The organism is Actinomyces ruminicola, from assembly GCF_900103885.1.
Lineage (GTDB): Bacteria > Actinomycetota > Actinomycetes > Actinomycetales > Actinomycetaceae > Actinomyces > Actinomyces ruminicola.
Map to the genome: position 1 here is coordinate 94,162 of NZ_FNIM01000008.1, position 20,211 is coordinate 114,372.

At 72.9% G+C, this 20,211-nt stretch carries 13 protein-coding genes and 1 riboswitch; of the genes, 1 reads left to right on the plus strand and 12 read right to left on the minus strand.

The window, feature by feature from the left end:
• Positions 1-42 precede the first annotated feature (42 nt).
• The 11 genes from BLR49_RS07975 to BLR49_RS08025 all read right to left on the minus strand — a co-directional run bounded on the left by BLR49_RS07975 (position 43) and on the right by BLR49_RS08025 (position 9,868).
• Positions 43-897 carry an ABC transporter permease gene (locus tag BLR49_RS07975; RefSeq protein WP_092536082.1) on the minus strand — a complete coding sequence of 285 codons (855 nt, stop codon included), beginning with the start codon at positions 895-897 and terminating at the stop codon, positions 43-45.
• Between the two features lie 159 nt (positions 898-1,056).
• A riboswitch (FMN riboswitch) is annotated at positions 1,057-1,197 on the minus strand.
• 220 nt (positions 1,198-1,417) lie between these two features.
• A complete protein-coding gene (amrS, locus tag BLR49_RS07980) occupies positions 1,418-2,560 on the minus strand; it encodes an AmmeMemoRadiSam system radical SAM enzyme (RefSeq protein ID WP_092536085.1) in 1,143 nt (380 codons plus the stop codon).
• A complete protein-coding gene (gene amrB / locus BLR49_RS13680) occupies positions 2,557-3,981 on the minus strand; it encodes an AmmeMemoRadiSam system protein B (RefSeq protein ID WP_092536224.1) in 1,425 nt (474 codons plus the stop codon). Before amrB ends, amrS begins: the two co-directional genes overlap by 4 nt.
• Before the next feature lie 89 nt (positions 3,982-4,070).
• Positions 4,071-5,552, minus strand: a complete 1,482-nt coding sequence (gene putP, locus BLR49_RS07990; protein ID WP_092536088.1) for a sodium/proline symporter PutP — start codon at positions 5,550-5,552, stop codon at positions 4,071-4,073.
• 7 nt (positions 5,553-5,559) lie between these two features.
• Positions 5,560-5,979: a dihydroxyacetone kinase phosphoryl donor subunit DhaM gene (dhaM, locus tag BLR49_RS07995; protein ID WP_092536091.1), complete on the minus strand. Its 420-nt coding sequence runs from the start codon at positions 5,977-5,979 to the stop codon at positions 5,560-5,562.
• On the minus strand, positions 5,976-6,662 hold the full coding sequence (gene dhaL / locus BLR49_RS08000) for a dihydroxyacetone kinase subunit DhaL (RefSeq protein WP_245690553.1): 687 nt from the start codon (positions 6,660-6,662) through the stop codon (positions 5,976-5,978). Before dhaL ends, dhaM begins: the two co-directional genes overlap by 4 nt.
• Positions 6,663-6,666: 4 nt before the next feature.
• Positions 6,667-7,671: a dihydroxyacetone kinase subunit DhaK gene (gene dhaK, locus BLR49_RS08005; RefSeq protein ID WP_092536097.1), complete on the minus strand. Its 1,005-nt coding sequence runs from the start codon at positions 7,669-7,671 to the stop codon at positions 6,667-6,669.
• Between the two features lie 100 nt (positions 7,672-7,771).
• Positions 7,772-8,284 carry a holo-ACP synthase AcpS gene (gene acpS, locus BLR49_RS08010; RefSeq protein WP_092536100.1) on the minus strand — a complete coding sequence of 171 codons (513 nt, stop codon included), beginning with the start codon at positions 8,282-8,284 and terminating at the stop codon, positions 7,772-7,774.
• Complete coding sequence (locus BLR49_RS08015) at positions 8,274-8,534, minus strand: Txe/YoeB family addiction module toxin (protein WP_092536103.1); 261 nt, start codon at positions 8,532-8,534, stop codon at positions 8,274-8,276. Before BLR49_RS08015 ends, acpS begins: the two co-directional genes overlap by 11 nt.
• A gap of 11 nt (positions 8,535-8,545) precedes the next feature.
• Positions 8,546-8,809, minus strand: a complete 264-nt coding sequence (locus tag BLR49_RS08020; RefSeq protein ID WP_092536106.1) for a type II toxin-antitoxin system Phd/YefM family antitoxin — start codon at positions 8,807-8,809, stop codon at positions 8,546-8,548.
• Positions 8,810-9,181: 372 nt separating this feature from the next.
• Positions 9,182-9,868, minus strand: coding sequence for a GAP family protein (locus BLR49_RS08025; protein ID WP_092536109.1), 687 nt, complete (start codon positions 9,866-9,868; stop codon positions 9,182-9,184).
• Between the two features lie 90 nt (positions 9,869-9,958).
• Here BLR49_RS08025 and BLR49_RS08030 point away from each other — a divergent pair, with 90 nt between their 5' ends.
• Positions 9,959-10,567 carry a TetR/AcrR family transcriptional regulator gene (locus BLR49_RS08030; RefSeq protein WP_092536112.1) on the plus strand — a complete coding sequence of 203 codons (609 nt, stop codon included), beginning with the start codon at positions 9,959-9,961 and terminating at the stop codon, positions 10,565-10,567.
• Between the two features lie 141 nt (positions 10,568-10,708).
• Here BLR49_RS08030 and BLR49_RS08035 read toward each other — a convergent pair whose 3' ends face one another.
• A complete protein-coding gene (locus BLR49_RS08035; protein WP_092536227.1) occupies positions 10,709-20,206 on the minus strand; it encodes a type I polyketide synthase in 9,498 nt (3,165 codons plus the stop codon).
• Positions 20,207-20,211 lie beyond the last annotated feature (5 nt).

The window sequence follows — 20,211 nt, forward strand, 5'->3', positions numbered from 1 at the left end:
CTCGGTGCTGTGCGGCGGCTGGGAAATCGGGGGATGACGGGCTCAGGTGGCGCTTCGGCCCCGCATGGAGGCGACGACGCGGCTGCGCCGCTCCAATTCGTGCAACACCCAGTGAATGGTGGTGGCAATGACACACAGCACCACGATGGTTGAGAACAGGCCGGTGGTGTCGACGGCTTGACGCTGGGAGGCGAGCACCATGCCCAGGCCCTCCCCGCCCATGGTCATCTCGCCGATCACGGCGCCCGTCACGGACAGGGTGAAGCCGGTGCGCAGGCCGGACAGGATGGAGGGCAGGGCCATCGGCAGCTCCATGTAGAGCAGCATGGACACCCCGTGGGCGCCGTCGAGCCGGGCGGCATCGATCACGTCCGTGTCCAGGCCGCGCAGTCCGAGCAGCACGGTCACGGTGATCGGGAAGAAGACCATGAGCACGCACAGCACCACCGTGGGCACAGTCCCGTAGCCGATCCACACCACCAGCAGCGGCGCGATGGCGATGGCGGGCACGGCCTGGGAGGCGGCCACGTACGGCAGCACGGCGCGGGAGAAGCGCCGGGAGCGGTACAGAGTCCAGGCCAGGGGCAGAGACAGCGCCGCGGCGGCCAGGCAGCCGAGCAGCGCCTCTCGCAGTGTCACCCAGGTGTACCCGGCCATTCCCCCTTGGGCGAATGCGAGCACCAGGCGGCGGGCCACGGCGGATGGAGAGGGCAGGAAGACCGGCGGGATCGCCCCGACGCGCGTGATGGCCCACCAGGCCAGCAGCAGCGCGGCGCCCAATACGGCCGGCGGATGGAGCCGTAGGTGAAACGCGCTGGGAAGCGCGGGAAGCGGCGTGCGGGCAGTCTCACAGTGAGCGGTGCCCAGGCCGGCCCTGCCGACGGTGGCACTGGTCATGTGCGGCGTCCTCTCCGGTTCCCCCGGAGCACCCGCCCCGGGGCACTCCGGGGCGACGGGCGGTACGCATATTGCGCCGCACGACACTACGCCCTGCTGCCCGCCCCTGCGGCACGCCACCTGGGGCGCGCCACGAGCCGACCGCGCCGGACGCGTGCCACGTGTCTCCTCCCATCCGGACTCTCACCGTCGGTGCCGGAATTCCACCGGCTCAGCCGGTTGTGCCTGCCCTGCGGGCCGACGCAACCGGGTCGCGGACTGTCACCGCCGGTTCGGACTTTCACCGACCCCGGAGCACGTGTTATGCAAGGCCGACATTAGTGCCTGCCGGACGTGGTGACAACCCCGACCCGGCGCGCGGGGCGATCTTCGGTCAGCCGCGGCGGATGCCGGCCGTGACGCGGTCCCTAAGGTCGAGTGCGCCCGGGGCGCGCCAGGCGCAAGTACGGCGGACAGGGGCAAGAGCACCCGGGAGATCAGCCCGGTACGCCGCAGGAGCACGTGCATGAGGGAGCGCCGGTCACCAGCCTGTCGGGGCCAGGCGCCAGGGAAGGGCGGCTTCGGATCCGCCTGGGTCGTCGGCGTCGAACAGGCCCGGGAGGCGCCGCCCGCAGTGGCGGCAGCATCCGCTTTCATCCAGGGCGTAGGTCTCCACCGTGTAGCCGCGGCGGACGATGACCGGTTCCCCACAGCCCGGGCACAGTGTCGTCGCACCCTCCTCATCGCGCACGTTGCCCAGGTACACGAAGTGCAGCCCGGCCTCGAGCGCCGCCCGGCGGGCCCGCCTGAGCGTGGTCAGCGGGGTCGGCGGCCGGTCGAGCATGCGGTGGGCGGGGTGGAAGGCGGTCAGGTGCAGCGGTGTGTCCGCGCCGAGCTCGCCCGCCACCCAGGCGGCGAGGCGGCCGATCTCTGCGGGCGAGTCGTTCAGGCCGGGGATGAGCAGCGTGGTCAGCTCCAGCCAGGTCGAGGTGCGCTCCCGCACCCGCACCAGCGTGTCCTGCACGTCCTTCAGCCGCGCCCCGGTGATCTTTCGGTAGAACTCCTCGGTGAAGCCCTTCAGGTCGATGTTGGCGGCGTCGACGGCGCCGAACAGCTCCAGCGCCGGCTGCTCGCAGATCCAGCCCGCGCTGACCGCGTAGGCCAGCAGCCCCCGCTCGTGGCAGGCCCGGGCGGTGTCAATGGCGTACTCGGCGAACACCACCGGGTCGTTGTAGGTGAAGGCGACGGCGCGGGCTCCCACGGCCACCGCCTGTGCGGCGATCCGCTCCGGCGGGGCGTCCACGGAGAGCACCTCCACGGAGCGGGCGGTGGAGATCTCCCAGTTCTGGCAGAACTTGCACGACAGGTTGCAGCCGGCGGTGCCGAAGGACAGCACCGAGCTTCCGGGGTGGACGTGGTTCAGCGGCTTCTTCTCCACCGGGTCCAGGCACACGCCGGTGGAGCGGCCGTAGGCGGTGAGCTCGATCAGGTCACCGGTGCGACGGCGCACGAAGCAGAAGCCGCGCTGCCCCTCCCGCAGGCGGCAGTGCCGCGGGCACAGGTCGCACTGCAACCGTCCGTCCGGCAGCGGCCGCCACCAGCGGGCCGGGTAGAGCTCGGCGCGCCCCCCAGCCGGGCGGGCGGGCTCCGCCGCCGCAGCCTCGGCGGCGGCCGCGGCGCTCACGGCTCCTCCCAGGCGCGCACGCGGTAGGTCTCGACCACCATCTCCGGGTCCCAGAACCCTGGCGGCCAGCCGGCCTTGCGCTTGAGGTGCCGCAGGAAGTCGGCCGGATCGGGCAGCTCCTGCCATACCTGCGGCAGGAAGGTGGCACGCCGGGCGCCCAGCCGCAGCACCACGCCGTCGACACCCGGGCGCAGACGACGGCGCACCGCCTGCTCGTCGCGCGCATCCATGCGCTCGGGCGCCGTCAGCACCGACACCTCCAGGCTGAGGGCGGGCAGCTCGGTGGCCGACACCGGCGGGAAGCGGGGGTCGCGCAGGGCGGCGGCGACGGCATTGTCGACCACGTCGCGCCCGAGCGGGCGGTGCGGCTCAAGCGAGCCGATGCAGCCGCGCAGGGACCCGTCGGCACTGCGCAGGGTGACGAAGGCGGCGCCCGCGCGCTCGAGCCAGGCGGGCTGGTCCCCAGTCAGCAGGTCCGCCGGCGCGCCTGGCTCGGCGCCAACGGCGCGGGCGATCGCCCGGCGGGCCAGCGGCAGCAGGACCTCACCGGCGTCGTCGGGCGGCTCGGTCGCCTCCCCGGCCGCACCGGCAGCCGAGGCGACTGCGGGGTCGGCCTCAGCGGACTGCTCGTGAAGGGCGACGGCGCAGTAGCCGACCACGCGGTCGGGGTCTCCGGCGGTGTCCGCCGACGTGCACCGGCCCAGCAGCTCGGCGCGCATGCCGTGCTCGCGGGCGGCCAGCAGCATGCCGTCCAACGGGGTCGCTCCGCAGGCGTGGTCGTGGGTGATGGTGGAGTCGAGGGAGAGGATCCGGGACACGGTCTCCTCATCGACGGCGACGGCGAGCTCCTGCGGCAGGTAGTGGGACAGGTCGGAGGAGATGACGATAACGGTCTCGGGACCGCCCCACAGGGCCGCGATCACGTCGGCGACCGTACGCGCCGAGGCGGTGCCGACCGCCAGGGGCACCACCGTCACGTCACCGAGGACCGTCTGGATGAAGGGCAGCTGCACCTCCAGGGAGTGCTCCCAGGCGTGCACCTCCGGCGCCGTGGTCACGCCGGGCAGTGCGGCGGCCAGTGCGCCGGCGGCGGCGTCGACGTCCAGCGTGCCCAGGGGTGTGGCCAGCTGGTCGGCGCCCGGCAGGGCCAGCCCGCGCACCGGCACCCGGTGGGTGGGGCCCAGCAGGACGACGCGGCTGATCCGCCCCCGGCCGGCTTCGAGGCGGGCGTAGGCGCGGGCCGCCATCGGCCCGGAGTAGACGTAGCCCGCGTGCGGAACCACGACGGCCTTGGGCGCGGGGTCGTCGGCCGCACGTGCGGCGCGTGCAGGCGCGAGCAGTTCTTCGAGCATGCGCCTCAGCTTGTGCGCATCCCCCGGGTAGAAGGTTCCGGCGACAGCGGGGCGGCGGACGGTCTTCATGGTGGTCTCTCCCTTGAGCACCACCAGGATACTCCGCCGGGCGCCGGGGTGGCCCTCCCAGGTGCGGGCGGGCCGCCCCGGGGAGCCGGTCAGCGGGCGGCGGCGACCGCGGCCTCGAACTCCTCGGCGACGGCCTGGTCGGGGTGGCCCGCCCGCGACACGGACCAGGCCGCCAGGAGGTTGGCGGCGAAGCCGGGGGCGAGCTCGTAGAGGTCGAAGATCCCGCCCGGTCCCCCGGAGACATTGCCCCAGATCATCACCACCGCGGCGCCCGCGACAATGCCGGTGAAGGCGCCGGTGGCGGTCAGCCGCTTCCAGTACAGGCACAGCAGGATGGTGGGGCCGAAGGATGCGCCGAAGCCGGCCCAGGCGAAGGCGACCAGCGCCAGGATCGTGTCATTGGGGGTCCAGGCCATGGCGGCGGCGACCACGGCCACGGCCAGCACGGCGAAGCGCGAGTACATCACCAGGCGGCGTTGGGAGACCTGCCGGTGGAATACGTGCCGGTACAGGTCCTCGATCAGGGCGGAGGAGGTCACCAGCAGCTGGCTGGAGATGGTGGACATGATCGCGGCGAGGATGGCGGCCAGCATGAAACCGGCCACGAAGGGGTGGAACAGCAACTGGCCCAGGCCGATGAACACGGTCTCGGGATTGGCCAGGGCGGCGCCGTCGCGCTGGAAGACGGCCACCCCGACGATGGCGGTGGCGGCCGCGCCGGCGACGGCGAACAGCATCCAGCCGATGCCGATGCGACGCCCGGTGACGGCCTCCTGGGGGCTGCGCAGCGCCATGAAGCGGACGATGATGTGCGGCTGCCCGAAGTAGCCCAGGCCCCAGGCCAGGGAGGAGACGATGCCGATCAGGGAGGTGGTGGGCCCGAGCACCGCCCAGTAGTGCGGATCCACCTCGCTGACCGCCTGCAGGGTCTCCCCCAGCCCGCCGAGCCGGATAACGCCCACGACCGGCACTGCGATCAGTGCGGTCACCATCATGATCCCCTGCACCAGGTCCGTGTAGGACACCGCCAGGAAACCGCCCACCAGCGTGTACATCACGGTGATGCCGGCAACCAGCGTGAGCCCCAGCCGGTAGTCCAGCCCGAAGGAGGACTCGAAGAAGGTGCCGCCGGAGACCATGCCGGAGGAGACGTAGAAGGTGAAGAAGATGACGATCACGCCGCCGCTGGCCCAGCGCAGCAGGTGCCGGTCGTCGTGCAGGCGGTTGTCCAGGAAGCTGGGAATCGTAATGGAGTCCTGGGCGACCTCCGTGTACGAGCGCAGCCTGGGGGCGACGTAGCGCCAGTTCAGCCAGGCGCCGACCGTGAGTCCGACGGCGATCCACGCCTCGACCAGACCGCTGGCGTACAGCGCCCCGGGCAGTCCCATCAGCAGCCAGCCGGACATGTCGGAGGCGCCCGCAGAAAGGGCGGTGACCGCGGGCCCGAGCCCGCGGTCCGCCAGCATGTAGTCGTCCAGGGAGTCGTTATGACCGTAGGCCCACCAGCCGATCGCCACCATTCCAACGAAGTAGATGATCATGGAGATGGCTTGGAAGGTCGTCTCGGTCATGGTTCTCCTACGGGGGCGGGGGGCCTGCAACCTGCCGCAGTTTAAGCGAAGCCGCGGCCTCGGCGTCGGCGAGTACCGCATCCGGTGCCTTACCGGTGCCGGCCGCGGCATATGCGGCGACCAGTCCCTCCACGAGCGCGCCGCCGGACAGGTGCACGCGCTCGGCCAGCTCCGGCTCCAGCAGCTCCAGGGCCGTTTGGGCGGACAGGACGCCACTGCCCAGGTCGGCCAGGATCACCACCCCGCTGCCGTCGTCCGCCCGCTCAATGGCCGCCATGATCTCGGTGGCGTCGGTGCCCAGACCGCCGTCGGGCAGGCCGGCCGCCACCTCCAGCGGCGCATCCAGGCCGGGGATCAGGCCCTTGGCGAGGGCCACGAGGGCGTCGGCGAGCGGACGTGAGTGGGAGACGACGACGAGGCCCGTCATGCGTCACCCGCCACCCGGCCGGAGACGACATCCGCCAGCGCCAGCACGATCAGGGCGGTGGAGGACGCGCCGGGGTCGATGTGGCCGATGGACCGCTCCCCCAGGTAGGAGGCGCGGCCCTTCTTCGCCAGCATGGGCTCGGTGGCCGCACGGCCCGCGTCCGCGGCGGCCGCCGCCGCGTCGACCGCGGCCGCCAGCGCGGAGCCGGGCGCCGCCGCCCCGGCACGCAGCGCCTCCAGAGCGGGGTTCCAGGCGTCGATCATGGTCTTGTCCCCGGCCTCGGCGTTGCCGCGCTGGACGATCCCGCCTATGCCCGCCCCGACGGCCTCGGCCAGGGCGGCGGCGTCAATGCTCTCCTTGCCGGCACAGGCGGTGGACATGCGCAGGAAGAAAGTGCCGTACAACGGGCCGGCGGCGCCGCCGACCTTCGAGATCAGCGCCATGGCGGTCTTCTTCAGCACCGCCGCTGGTGTTTCCGGCTGTGCCGCCAGCGCCTCTACCGCCGCGGCGAGTCCGCGCTTCATATTGGCGCCGTGGTCGGCGTCGCCGATGGCCGCGTCCAGGGCGGTGAGCTCATCGGCGTGATCGGAGATCAACTCGTCGGCGCGGCGGATCCAGGCGGTCACGTCCGCTGTGGTCAGGACGGTCAACGGGGCAGGTGTGCTCGTAGTGCTCGCTGCCACGTTCTCAGACTCCCCAACGCAGGCCGGGCGTGTTCACCGGGGCGTCCCACAGGCGCAGCATCTCCTCGTCGGCACGCACGAGCGTGAGGGAGCAGCCGGCCATGTCGAGGCTGGTGATGTAGTTGCCCACCAGGGAGCGCTCGACCTTGACGCCGGCGCGGTCGAGGATCTTGGCGACCTCGCCGTACATGAGGTAGAGCTCGAGCAGGGGGCTGGCGCCCATGCCGTTGAGGAAGGCGATCACGCCGTGTCCGTCTCCGGCGGGCAGCTCCGCCAGGATGGGCTCGGCCAGACGGGCGGCGATCTCGGAGGCCGGCGCAATCTTCTCGCGGTGCCGTCCGGGCTCGCCGTGGATGCCGATGCCGATCTCGATCTCGTCCTCGGGCAGGTCGAAGGAGGGCTTGCCGTTGGCGGGGACGGTGCAGGAGGTCAGAGCCACGCCCATGGAGCGGCCGGCCTGTGAGGTGCGCTCCGCGACGGCGGCCACCTCGGCGAGCGAGCGCCCCTCCTCGGCGGCTGCGCCGGCGATCTTCTCCACGATCACGGTCACGCCCACGCCGCGGCGGCCCGCGGTGTAGAGGGAGTCCTCAACGGCGACGTCGTCGGCGGTGACGACGGTGGCGACCTCGATGCCGGACTCGGCGGCGACCATCTCTGCGGCCATGTCGAAGTTCATCACGTCGCCGGTGTAGTTCTTGACGATGTGCAGCACGCCCGCACCGCGATCGACGGCGGCGGTGGCGGCGGACACCTGGTCGGGCACGGGCGAGGTGAAGATCTCGCCGGCGCAGGCGGCGTCGAGCATGCCGGTGCCGACGAAGCCGCCGTGGAGCGGCTCGTGACCACTGCCGCCTCCCGAGACAATGGCGACCTTGCCCTCGTCCTTGGGGGTGGCGCGATAGACGATGTGCTGTGCGACGTCGACCCGGAGGCTGCCGGGGTGCGCCGCGGCCATCCCTGCCAGCGCATCGGTCACGACCTCGTCGACGGAGTTGATTAACTTTTTCATGGCAGAACTGTACCGCTAATGAGGCGCCGATCACTGCCTGCGCGGGATTCGGCGGCCGGTTTGATACGGACAGCCGCTGGCCGGGGCGTGTCGGGCCTGCTCAGCGGCCTGGTGAGGGGCCGACGTACAGCACGATGGCGGCGGCCCAGTCCCCGTCGTGGGTCAGAGAGACGGGCCAGCACTTCGAGGCGTCGCCGCCCTCACCCAGGGCCGCGGCCACGGCTTCGGCAACGGTGCCGGTCAGGCGCAGCGACGGGCGTCCCCAGCGGTCACCGACCAGCTCGATCTCACGCCAGTCGACCGCCTCCGGCGGTAGCTGCGGGGCGACGGCATGCCCGGCACGGGTATTGGCGGCGGCCGACCAGGCCTTGATGAAGGCCTCCTTCGCGGCCCAGCGTCCGGCCAGGTGCTCGGCCCGGAGGGAGCCGGTGGCGTCGGCCCGGCGGGCGGCGTCCCGCAGCTCGCGGGCGGTGAAGGCCCGTTCGGCGAAGACGGTCCCCGGGATCGTGAGCTGGTGGGCCAGGCCGGGGATGTGCACCAGGTCGACTCCGACGCCGAGGATCTCACCGTCTTGACGTTCGGGGATGTCGGGCAACCGCGGCTCAACGCCCATAGTGGAGCCTGCACGCAACGATGAGGATGTCGTCCCCATCGACCCGGTAGACAAGCCTGTGCTCGGCCGTGATGCGACGCGACCAGTAGCCGCTGAGATTGCCGCGGAGGGCCTCGGGCTTGCCGAGGCCCTCGTTGCCGTGCCGTTGAGTGTCCTGGAGGAGGAGATTAACGCGTTCGAGGACTCGACGATCCTCAGTCTGCCACCACAGGTAGTCCTGCCGGGCATGGGTAGACCAGATCAGCCTCATGGCGGGCCCGGTCAGTCCTCGCGGGTGTTCACTAGCTCGTGGGCCCTGCCGCGCCCGCCCTCGAGCTCGGTGATCGACTCCAGGAGCCGTCTGGCGTTGGCGGGGTTGCGCAGGAGATAGGCGGTCTCCTTGAGCGCCTCGTACTCCGCTAGGGAGACGATGACAGCGGGATCGTGCCCGGCTCGTGTGATGACGACCTCCTCGCGGTCGTCGACGACGTCGTTGAGCACTTGGGCGTAGCGCGCGCGGGACTCCGTGTAGGTCATGGTCCTCATAACTCACCTCCTGTGCAGAAAACTGTACGTCACGTTCATTCTTCGCTGCAACGGAGCGTCGCCGACCGAATTTGGCCATCGGGGGCCAGCGCGACCGCGGGATCATCGCGAGGAGTTACGCGAACCGGTCGTCCACGACCATCATCGCCCACCGAACATGCCCAGGGAGTCGGTGACGGCGGCGACGTCGATTGGTGACCAGTTCGATCTCGCACGAGTCGACCGCCTCCGACGCCGGCCGTGGAGGAAGCGCCCGGCCAAGTGCTGAGCCAGTGGCGTCGGCCCGGCGGAGCCGAGCCCCTCACGACGTCATGGCTCGGCGACGCGGCGCTGTGAGGCGTCAGCGAGATGTCACGGGCCTCCAAGGCGCTCTCAATCGCCGAGCAGACCGAGGGCGGAGGCGTTGATAGCAGCCATGCGCAGCCCGATAATGGCTGCGATCCACAGCAGCGTCACCTTCGCCTCGTACTCGAGTCTGGGGACCATCCTCTCCAGCCGCCCGAAGAGGCGCTCGCCGTACAGGGCAGCGACACCGATGAGAACGCCCGCCGGCATGATCATGACAAGGCAGTAGCCCACCAGGACGACGAGCCTGCCGCCCCATCCAAGATCCATGCCGGCGATGATCCCGGTGGCGGCGATATACGGCACCATTGTGGCTGCTTCGGTCAAAGCGGCTCCCAGGCCCAGTGCTATCGTCGAGCCGAGGCCGATGGGCGCCGGGCGGGCCGTCGAGCGCTCGGGATCGGAGGCGCTCGGCTTCTTCGGGTTCGGGGCGAGGATCCCGAACAGAGCCAGCCCTGCTCCCAGTACCAGGCCCAGCCAACGTACGGCATCGGTGCGGGTGAGCGGCAGGATGACCCCGGCGGCGACGTCGATCCCCGCCATCAGCGCCAGGCCGAGCGCAGCGTAGACGGTGCACACGGTCAGGAAGTAGACGCTCATGGGCCCGGGATCGACGCGGCGGCGTCGTACGACCAGGCCGAGAGGGATTACCAGCGTCCCTAGGCTCGTCGAGTCCAGGAGCGCCAGCCCGACGAGAGCGAGAAGATCCCCCATGAGCGTCCCTTCGTAAACATCGGCGTGCGGGCCTATCGTCGTACGATCGTACGACGACTATGGTGAGGATGTCCACGTCAGGAGGTACGCATGCCTACGACCGGCTCAGTCTCGCCTTTCACTAGGGGCTTCTCGGCCACCGAGGCCGCGATCGCGGACGCGACGATCACGGTCATCGCCCGTGACGGCTTTGACCGCGTCAGCGTGCGCACCGTGGCGGCTCAGTCCCGCCTGGCGCCCGGGACGGTCCAGTACCACGCACGAACCCGCCAGGCCCTTCTCACCAACGCCTTCATCCGCTCAGTCCAGCGACAGAACGAGCGGGTCCTGTCACTGTCTTCCACCGACGATCCGCTGGAGGCCCTGCACCTCGCCCTCAGCGAGCTCCTGCCCACGGCGGATGTGCGCCGGGAGGACGCCTCACTCTGGGTTGCCTACGGCGCGGCAGCCTCCACCCGACCCTGGCTCGCTGAGCTCTACTGGGAGGCGATCGTCCTCTTCCGCAGCCGGCTCGAGTCGGCACTGGAGGTCGTACGGGACTCCGGTCACCTGCGTCCGGGAGTCTCCCCATCCACGGGGGCGCGTCTGGTCACCGCCCTCGTCAACGGGCTGACGATCGACCACCTCAACGCGCCCGAAGCCGAGCGGGGAAATATCTCCCAGGATCTGCGGCACGGCCTGGCGCACATCGTCTGCTGAGCGCCTGCCGACCGGGGACGGACCGGAAGACGGTCGGCCCCTCCCCTGTGCCCGTTGCCGTGACTACGCCTGTGCGGCGGCTCCCCGGAGGGGAGCCGCCGCACAGGCGCTGCGTAAGAAGCCGGATCGCGCCCGAGGGACTCAGGCGTGCCGACCGGTGGCCTCCCCAGTGTGGTAGACGCCGTCGGCGCCGAGCCGGGCCTGCGGATCCAGCAGCATGGCCGCCTCGACCTCGTGCGGGTCGCGGCCCTTGCGCTCCTCGCCCAGGCGCCGGCCGTCGATCTGCTCGAACAACGGCGCCCGCCCGATCATGCCGGCACGGCGGCGACGCGTGCCCGCGGCCAGGCGTCGGTTGGCGGAGGCCACCCAGGCGTCCACGGCCTCCTGGCCGCCCTGCGCCCGCAGGGCCGCCTCGAAGGCACCGGGGTGCACCAGGGCGATCAGGCCGGACACGTGCCCGAAGCCGAGGCTGGTCAGCAGGCCGGCGCGCACCGGGCCTGCGCCCGGCACCCGGCCGCCCGCACCGCCGCGGCCCGCCAGGCGGATCGCGGTGCGCGGCCACACCCAGAAGGCGTCCTTCTCCAGCGGCGCGTCCACCACGTCCAGGCTGGCGTTGCCCGGCGCGATGCCGGTGGCCAGGATCTCGGCCAGCCCGGCCACCTGGAACAGCGCGGCACCGCCCTTGGCGTGCCCGGTGATCGTCTTCTGGGAGACGGCCACCAGGGGGTTGCCCTCGCTGCGCCCGAGGGCACGGGCCAGGCGGGTGTGCAGCTCCGACTCGTTGGGGTCGTTGGCACCGGTGGAGGTGTCGTGCTTGGAGACCACGGCGATGTCGTCGGCCTCCACGCCCAGCCTTGCCAGGGCCTTGGCCAGGCGGGAGTCCTTGCCGCCGCGTCCCGCACCGAGCGCTCCCAGCCCGGGGGCGGGGATGGAGGTGTGGGCGCCGTCGGCGTAGGAGGAGACGAATCCGATCACGCCGGCCACCGGCAGGCCCAGGCGGGCCGCCACGGAGCCGCGCGCCAGGATCACCGTGCCGCCGCCCTCGGCCTCCACGAAGCCGCCGCGGCGGCGGTCGTTGGCGCGGGAGAAGTGGCGGGCGGAGATGCCCTTGGCGTACATGGCCTCCGCCTCGGCGGTGGCGTTCATGTTGCCGAAGCCGACCACCGACTCGATGGAGATGTCGTCGATGGCGCCGGCCACCACCACGTCGGCCTTGCCCAGGGCGATCTTGTCCCAGCCCTCCTCGATGGACACGGCGGCGGTGGCGCAGGCCGATACCGGCTGCACCATGGAGCCGTAGCCGCCGACGTAGGACTGCATCACGTGCGCCGCCACCACGTTGGGCAGGGCCTCCTGCAGGATGTCGCTGGGACGCTCCTCGCCGAGGAAGCGGCCCACGAACATCTTGCGCATGGACTCCATGCCGCCGAATCCGGTGCCCTGCGTGGAGGCCACGTCGGAGGGGTGCACCGCCGCCAGCAGCTCGGCCGGGGAGAATCCGGCAGACAGGAAGGCGTCCACCGCGGTGACCAGGTTCCAGGAGGCGATGGTGTCCATGCCCTGCACCATGGAGGCGGGGATGCCCCAGCGCTCCGGGTCGAAGTCGACCGGGAACTGGCCGCCGACCGTGCGCGAGAGCGTGGCGCGGCGCGGCACCCGGGCCAGCGAGCCGGCCAGGCGGGTGACGGTCCACTCCCCCGTGGGCGCGCCGTCGGCCAACTCCGGGGCCACCAGCGTGTGCTCGGGGTCGGTGACCTCGATGGTGCGGGCAGTGGCCTCGTCGGCCACGGTCAGGGTGATGTCGTGGTCGAGGTAGACCGCGACCTCCTCCGGCCCCTCGGTGGCGATCACACCGTCGTCGACGAACTCGCGGATGCCGCAGCGGGCCACGACCTCGTCGCGGTAGCGGGTGTAGATGTCGGACTCGTCGACGAACTCCCCTTCGGTGTCGTACCAGCCGGCCTTGGGGCTGTCCTGCCAGGTCAGCAGGCCCATGCCCCAGGCGAGCTCCAGGACGCCGGCGGCGGTCAGCTCGACGTCGTCGCCCGCGGTCATGCCCAGTTCCGCCTCGCGGCGGGTACGGCCCGAGCCCCAGGTGGAGACCTCACCGGTGGACACCACCACGACCAGGTCGTCCAGGTCGGCGTCCACCTCTCCCCAGTCGGGGGCGGTGGGCTGCGTGGGCACCTGCGGGGTGGGCAGGGCCTTGACAGTCGCCTGCGGCTCGGGCTCCGGCTGCGGCGCGGGGGCCGCGGCCCGGGCGCTCTCGCGCAGGGCCACCAGGTCCACGTCGTCGCCGAGCCCGCCGGTCAGGTCCGCGGACACGGGGGCGTCGGCGGCGCGCTCGCGCACCGGCGCGGTGCACAGCTCCACCAGCTCCACGGCGATCTCCTGGGTGGACCAGGTGCGCACGCCGGCGGCCTCAACGGCCTGCACCAGCGGGTCGTTGCCGCCCATCAGGCCGGTGCCCCGCACCCACCCGATGCGCGGGTGGGCGAGGGTGACGCGCCCGGACCAGTTCTTCTCCGCGCGCCACCGGTTCACCACGGCGTCCAGTGCGGACTTGACCTCGCCGTAGGCGCCGTCGCCGCCGAAGGTGCCGCGGTTGGGCGAGCCCGGCAGGACCACGTGCAGACGGTGGTCCACATGCGTGTCGGTGCCGATGGCGGCCAGCGCGGCGATGGTGCGCTCCACGCTCCACAGCAGCAGCCGGGTCTGGGACTCGGCGGCCGGGCCGGCGTCGGCGAGGGTGCCGACCACGCGCGGGGCCGCGAAGGGGAACAGCAGCGTCGGGACCAGCGCCTCCTTGACCAGCTTGGTGGAGCCACCGGAGGTGACCACCTGGTCGTTGCCGATCCAGTCGGCCAGGGCGTCCACGTCCCGGTAGGAGGCCAGGTTGGCGGGCACCATCCACAGGCGGGCGCCGGCGGAGGCGTGCTCGCGGTACAGGCCAGTGGCGAAGGCCAGCCGCTCGTGGGTGAGCCGGGAGCTGGTGGCCACCACGGTGGCCCCGCCGGCCAGCAGCTCGCCGACGACGGCCGCGGCGATGGACCCGGGGGCCACCCCGGTGACCACGGCGACGTCGTCCGCCCAGCGGACCGAGTCCGCGCCGGCGACCGGCGCCTGGGCCGCGGCCGCGGCAATGGCCTCGGCGATCTCGGCCCGACGGGTCAGGTCTGCGGCACCCTCGGCGGCCGCGGCGGCCCGCAGCTGCCGCCCCCACCAGGCGGCCTGGTCGGCCACCGCGGTGCCCAGGCCGGTGAAGCGCTGCGGCTCCAGCAGCGCGGCGGCCGTCTCGAGGTCCGTCTCGCCGTTGCCCAGGCGGGCCAGGTCGTCGCGGGCGGAGGCCCACCGGTCGTCAATGAGGACGGCGCGCTCGGCGGAGAAGGCGGGGGTCACGGACTTGACCCAGCCGGTGCCCAGCTCGGCGTCGATGGCGGCGACGGCGGCGCGGGTGGCGGTCGCCTCGTCGCCGGCGTCGGCCGGCACGCCGGCCTTGTCGGCCAGGCCCAAGGCGTCCAGGAGCGTGCGCGCGGTGGTGGCGAGCACGCCGTCGGCGCCGGTGACCTGCGCGGCGAAGGCATCCAGGGCCGCGGAGTCGACCACCGCCCCGGCCCCGCCACCGGCGCTCGGCATGGACACGGTCACCCCGTGGGCGCCGGCGACCGCCTGCACGGCGGCGTCGATGAGTGCGTCCACCGCGCCCGCACTGGTGAGCGGCTCGGCGGAGCCGAGCGAGGCCAGGTCCTCGCCGCGCATGGAGGATCCCTCACGGGTGCCCAGGAAGATCTCGGCGGTCACGTGGGAGACCCAGCCGTCGCCCAGGCCCCAGGTGCCCGTGACCCGGTCGGCGATGCGGCCGGCACGGACCCCGGAGGGGCCGAGGATACGGCCCAGGCCGGTGCGGGTGGCGTCTGCCAGCACCGGACCGAAGGGCTTGTAGCCGGGGGCTCCCTTGGCGACGATGCCGGCCAGGGTGCTCATATCGGCGTCGGCGGCGCCGTCGATGCTGGCCAGCTGCAGCTCGGTGCCCAGGTCCATGAGCAGCTGGTTGCGGCGCGAGGACACGCCGTTGGTGAGCGTCTCGGTGGTGTCGGTGGGAGCGATCTGCTCCGGGCGGATGCGGGCGGCGTGCGCCAGCAGCACCGTCAGGGCGTCGGTCGCGCCGAAGGGCAGGTCCGCGACCGGGCCGGAGGCTGCCGGAGCAGACACCGCCGCCGGCGCCGCCTCGGCGGGCGCGGCCTCCACCGCGGCAGCGGGGGTGGGCGCGGACGGCGCGGACGTGGTCGGCTCGGAGACCTCGACGGTGGTCTGCGCCGCGGCCTCCTCCTCGATCCCGGCGGCCGGGTCGGTGTCGGTGGCCAGTACGCGGGCCTCGTCGCGGCGGGCGTTGTGCACCACCACGTGGCGGCCGGCGTGCTGGGGCAGCGCCAGCGTGCGGGAGGCGAGGTTGGCCAGCGTCGGGGAGGCGGCCAGGCCCACCTCGACGATGTGCTCCACGCCCAGCCCGCCCTGCTCGGGGGCGGACAGCAGCACATCCTGTGTCTCGATCCACCGCACCGGGGAGGCGAACTGCCAGGCCAGCAGCTCCACCAGCAGCTGACGGCCGAGGTCACCGGGCCGTGAGGCCCACTGCTCCCAGTCGTCCACGATCTCGCGCACCGGCTCGGAGGGGACCACCTCCAGGATGGCGCGGGCGAAGTCCTGCGTGAGCGCGAAGGGACGGGCCACCAGGTTGGGCACGTAGCGACCCACGAGGCGTTCCACATCCAGGTCCGTGGGGATCAGTGCGAGCAGCCGCTCGCGGAACTCCGGCACACCGGGGCGCAGCACCTCGGAGTGGAAGGGCACGTCGATCCCGGGGACGTACATGAAGGGGTTCTTCCCGCCCCGGGCCGCGGCCTTGGCGCGGGCGTCGGCGGCCAGCGCCTCCAGGCCCTTGATGGTGCCCGCGACGGCGTACTGCACACCGGCGAGGTTGTAGTTGACGATCTGCAGGAACTCCCCGGAGGCCTCGGAGACCCCGCGGATGTAGTCCTCCACCTCGGCGGCGGAGATGCCCGCCTGGTTGGGACGCAGGGCGCCCATCCGGTAGTTGGAGGCGCCGGTGTCGTCGCGCGGCACCAGTGAGTGCATGGTCGAGCCGCGCTGGAAGACGATCGAGATCGTGGTCTCCACGGACATCACCCGCCCGTAGGCGCTCAGGGCCGTGTACTCGCCCAGGGAGTGGCCGGCGAAGGCGGCAGACTCCACCAGGGCTCCGGCCTCGGCGAGGCGGGCGGTGGTGGCCATGGCGACGGTGGCCAGGGCCACCTGGGTGAACTGGGTGAGGTTGAGCAGGCCGTCCGGGTGCCGGTAGGTCACGCCGCGGGCCGTCATCTCGGTGGGGTTGTCCCGCACCAGCGCGATCACGGAGAAGCCCAGTTCGGCGCGGGTGTGGGCGTCGGCCCGCTCCCAGACCGCACGGGCGGCCCTGGAAGTGCGCATCTCGTCCAGGCCCATGCCGCGGGCCTGGATGCCCTGGCCGGGGTAGACGTAGGCGGTCGGCTCCGGCTCGGTGACGGCGGTGCCGCGGGAGACCACCTCATCGCCCACGCGGCAGGTGACCTCCAGGACCTGGCCGCCGCCGACCACCAGGCCGGTGCGCTCGACGCTGATCTGCACCCGGTCGTTCAGCTCCACCGGGCCGAGCATGGTGTAGGTCCAGCCCGCGAGCACGTGGTGGGTGCCGTCGGTGCCGGTGGCGGCGGCCGCCTGCTGGGCGGTGGCCGACAGCCACATGCCGTGCACGAGCGGGGCGTTCATGCCGGCCACCTTCGCGGCGTGGTAGCTGGTGTGGATCGGGTTGAAGTCGCCGGTGACGCGGGCGAAGGCGGTCATGTCGCTGGGGGCGCTGACGGTGATGCGGCGCAGCAGGCGGCGGGCGGCGGGCGCGGTGGCCCGGCCGGTGCCGCCGGCGGCCTCGGGGGCGCTGGGCACGGCGGTGCCGGAGGCGCGGCCGCGGATGGCGAAGCGCTCGCGCATGAGGGCGATCAGGCTGCCGTCGGCGGCGTCGGTCAGCTGCAGGCGCACGTCGACCACCCGTCCGGCGCTGGACTCCTCCAGAGCCGCGACCCAGCCGTCGGCCTGAATGACGCAGTCGGGGCCGGCGTCACGAGCCAGGTCGGCCAGCGGGCGGCGCAGATCGATGGTGTGGTCGAGGTGCACGGCGCCGAGCAGGCCCTCGATCAGCGGCATGCCGTCCTCGACGACGCTGCCCAGGGCGGCGTAGACCACCGGCCAGCACGGGCCGAGCAGGGCGTCGGGGACGAGCGGTGCAGCGGCCAGCGTGGTGGGCAGGGCGTCCGCGGTGACCGCGGCGTGGTCGGCGCCCAGGGTGTCGGCCAGCGTGAAGCGGGCGTGCACGGTCCCGAAGGGCTGGTCGGCCGGGCGCCCCAGGGCATCCGTGGCGCCCGCCTCCGGGGCCATTACCTCGGGCAGGTGGTCGACCAGGTCGCCGGTGACGGACACGGCGCCGACGCCCGCGGTGTTGCGCAACAGGTCGTTCATGGTCTCGCTGATCCGGCCCGGGTCCACGAAGGGGGCGGCCCCGTCCCAGGCGCGTGCCAGCCGCAGGGGCACCACCAGCCGGCGCACGGCGTGAATCGCCTCGCCACCGGGGGTGTCGTCCCAATGGGTATCGAGGTGGATGTCCAAGTCGTAGGCGTCCGCGGCGACGTCGGGGCGGGCCACCACCCGGTAGGCGTCGTCGGCCAGCACGCGGGCGGGGTTGACGGTCAGGTGCCCGTTCCACAGCACGTGGGGGGTGGCGCGCACCAGTTCGGTGGCGTCGGCCACGGGACGGGCCTCGGCGGTGAGGGTGGTGCCGATGCGCCCGGCGGCTGGGGCGGCCGGGGTGCCGTCGGCCTCCAGCGCCTCGATGACGGCGGACTCGAAACGGCCCAGCAGGTGGCCGACCGGCTCGTTGATGGTGGTGATGCCGGCCACGGAGACCGGGCCGGGGATGATACGCACCTGGTCGGCGGTGTAGCGGGGGTCCTGTGACTGCCACAGGGAGTCGGTGCCCCACCAGCGCAGGATGTCGGCGTCGAGCACGGGCACGAAGGGAACCGGCTTGGGGTGCTTGCGGCACAGGTCGACGAACCAGGCGGCGTCCGCCGGCTCCACCCGGGTGGTGGCGGACTGCGGGTAGCGCTCGGCCAGGGCGGCGAGGGCGGCGTCGGCGTCCAGGACGTCGTCCTCGCCGGCGAACAGGGTGGGGATCTCACCGTGGTCGGCGTCGCTCAGGCGCGCCTCGACGCGGTGCAGCAGGTCCAGGAAGCGGTCGTACCAGCCCTCGTCCGCCCAGTCCTCGCGGGTGGCGGCGCGCCCGTCGTGCGGGGCCACGCACAGCTGCGCGTACCGGGTCGCCCACTCCAGGTAGCTCATCTCCTCGACGTCGCCGAAGTAGGGCTTGGCGGTCTTGGCAAGGGCGGCGATCATCTCCTCGCGGCGCGCCGTCATGGCGGCGTCGTCGCCGGCGAGCTCCTGGATGAGTCGGGAGGCACGGGCCGAGGAGTTGTCGATCTCGTACAGGTCGGCGCGCAGGTGGGACAGGCCCGAGGTCATGCCGCCGGCGGAGGCGCCGGAGGCGACCCAGCCGCCCTCGTGGGCGGGGTCGATGCCGGGGGTGTCCACCAGCAGCTGCTTGACGTCCTCGTTGGTCTTGGCCTCCAGGCAGGTCATGGCGGCGGTGCCCACGCAGACGCCGTCCACCGGCGCGGCCGCGGTGCCGTAGGCCAGCGCCCAGCGCCCGGTGATGTAGTCGGCGGCCCGCTCGGGGGCGCCGATGCCGCCGCCGACGCACAGCACCAGGTTGTCCACGGCGCGGATGGCGTCGTAGGTGGCCAGGAGCATGGTGTCCAGGTCCTCCCACGAGTGGTGGCCGCCGGCGTGGCCGTCCTCGATCTGCATGATCACGGGCACGTCGGGGACGGCCCTGGCGATGGCGATGACCTGGCGGATCTGGTCGACGGTGCCGGGCTTGAAGGCGACGTAGGGGAAGCCCTCGGCGCGCAGGCGGGTGATCAGGGAGACGGCCTCGTCCAGCTCGGGGATGCCGGCGGAGATGACCACGCCGTCCACGGGGGTGCCGGCGGCGCGCGCCTTGGACAGCAGCCGCTGGGAGCCCAGGTGCAGGTTCCACAGGTAGCGGTCCATGAACATGGCGTTGAAGGCGGCGGTGCGCCCCGGCTCCAGGGCCTGCTCCAGGCCGGCCAGGTTGTCGGCCAGCACCTTCGCGGTGGTCTGGCCGCCACCGGCCAGCTCCGCCCAGTAGCCGGCGTTCGCGGCGGCGGCGACGATCTCCGGGTCCACGGTGGTGGGCGTCATGCCCGCCAGCAGGATGGCGGAGCGGCCGGTCAGGCGGGTGAAGGCGGTGTCGAGGGTGATGCGCCCGTCGGGCAGCTGGGTCAGACGGGGCGCGAAGCGAGCCCGGTCCACGGTGGGGGCGGGGGCGGCGCCGGGCCGGTCCAGGTCGTCGATGCGGCTAGCGGTGCCCGCGGGCACCACCGTGGTGCCGGTGCCGGCGACCACCGGCTCGGTCAGGCGGGACAGCACGGCGCCCGGGCCGACGTCGAGGATCAGCCGGCGGGCGGACTCCCCCTCCCCGAGGGCGGAGGCGACGATCGCGGGCCAGTCGACCGGGTCGATGAGCACGGCGACGGCCAGGTCGCGGGCGAGCTCGGCGTCCAGCCCGGCGCGCTCGGCCCAGGCCACCACGTCGTCGACGGCGCCGGCCAGCAGCGGCGTGTGGAAGGGGACCGAGGTGGTCAGGAACTCGGTGATCGGGTTCAGCACGGCGCCTCCGCGGCGCCGCTCCTTGCGGTCGCGCGCGCTGCGGCGGGCGGCGGCCTCCAGGGCGGTGATGACCCGCTCCAGGTCGCCGGGGCGGCCGGACAGGATGTGTGCCTGACGCCCGTTGACCACGCCGACGGCGATCCGCTCCGAGCCCGGCACCTGAGCCAGCACGCCGTCGAGCACGTCGCGCGTGACCCCGCGCACCGAGAGCATAGGGGTGGTCTCCCCCACGGTGCCCAGGTCGAGTCGGCCGGTGGTGCGCGCCGCGGCGGCGCCGATCAGGCGGGCGATGGCGTGCACCTGCACCACCGCGTCGGTGACCGCCTCGCCGCCGTCGCTGCGGGCCCGGTGCAGGGCATCCAGCAGGGCGACGCCGAGCACGCCCTGGGAGTGGCCGATGACGGCGCCCGGGGCATGCTCGCCGGCCGGGTCGATGCCGGAGCCGGGCAGGCAGGCCAGGGCTGCGTGCTGGGCGAACAGGATGCCGGGCACGGACACGTCGGCGGTGTCGGCGGCTCCGGCGGTTCCCTGCGGGGCCGGGGCCACCGGGGCGCCGGCGTCGGTGAAGAACCGCGCCCCGCGCGGCGTCACGGTCAGCAGGTCGGTGGCGACCGGGGCCAGGCGGTCGGCGACGGCGGCGTCGACGGCGGCCAGCTCCGCGGCTAGGTCGCGGTCCAGGCCGGCCAGCTCCTCCAGGGTGCTGCGCCAGGGGGTCGCCTGTCCGCCGAAGGCGAGTACGTAGGGCTCGCCCGCGTTAAGCCGCTCGGCGATGGTTTCGGGGGTGCTTGGCTGAGTGGTCATGCGGT

Coding starts and splice junctions, on each gene's coding strand:
- BLR49_RS08015 (WP_092536103.1), bottom strand. CDS start 8,534: ATGAGGCTGATCTGGTCTACCCATGCCCGGCAGGACTACCTGTGGTGG.
- amrB (WP_092536224.1), bottom strand. CDS start 3,981: ATGAAGACCGTCCGCCGCCCCGCTGTCGCCGGAACCTTCTACCCGGGG.
- BLR49_RS08020 (WP_092536106.1), bottom strand. CDS start 8,809: ATGAGGACCATGACCTACACGGAGTCCCGCGCGCGCTACGCCCAAGTG.
- dhaK (WP_092536097.1), bottom strand. CDS start 7,671: ATGAAAAAGTTAATCAACTCCGTCGACGAGGTCGTGACCGATGCGCTG.
- BLR49_RS08025 (WP_092536109.1), bottom strand. CDS start 9,868: ATGGGGGATCTTCTCGCTCTCGTCGGGCTGGCGCTCCTGGACTCGACG.
- BLR49_RS08030 (WP_092536112.1), top strand. CDS start 9,959: ATGCCTACGACCGGCTCAGTCTCGCCTTTCACTAGGGGCTTCTCGGCC.
- BLR49_RS07975 (WP_092536082.1), bottom strand. CDS start 897: ATGACCAGTGCCACCGTCGGCAGGGCCGGCCTGGGCACCGCTCACTGT.
- acpS (WP_092536100.1), bottom strand. CDS start 8,284: ATGGGCGTTGAGCCGCGGTTGCCCGACATCCCCGAACGTCAAGACGGT.
- BLR49_RS08035 (WP_092536227.1), bottom strand. CDS start 20,206: ATGACCACTCAGCCAAGCACCCCCGAAACCATCGCCGAGCGGCTTAAC.
- putP (WP_092536088.1), bottom strand. CDS start 5,552: ATGACCGAGACGACCTTCCAAGCCATCTCCATGATCATCTACTTCGTT.
- dhaM (WP_092536091.1), bottom strand. CDS start 5,979: ATGACGGGCCTCGTCGTCGTCTCCCACTCACGTCCGCTCGCCGACGCC.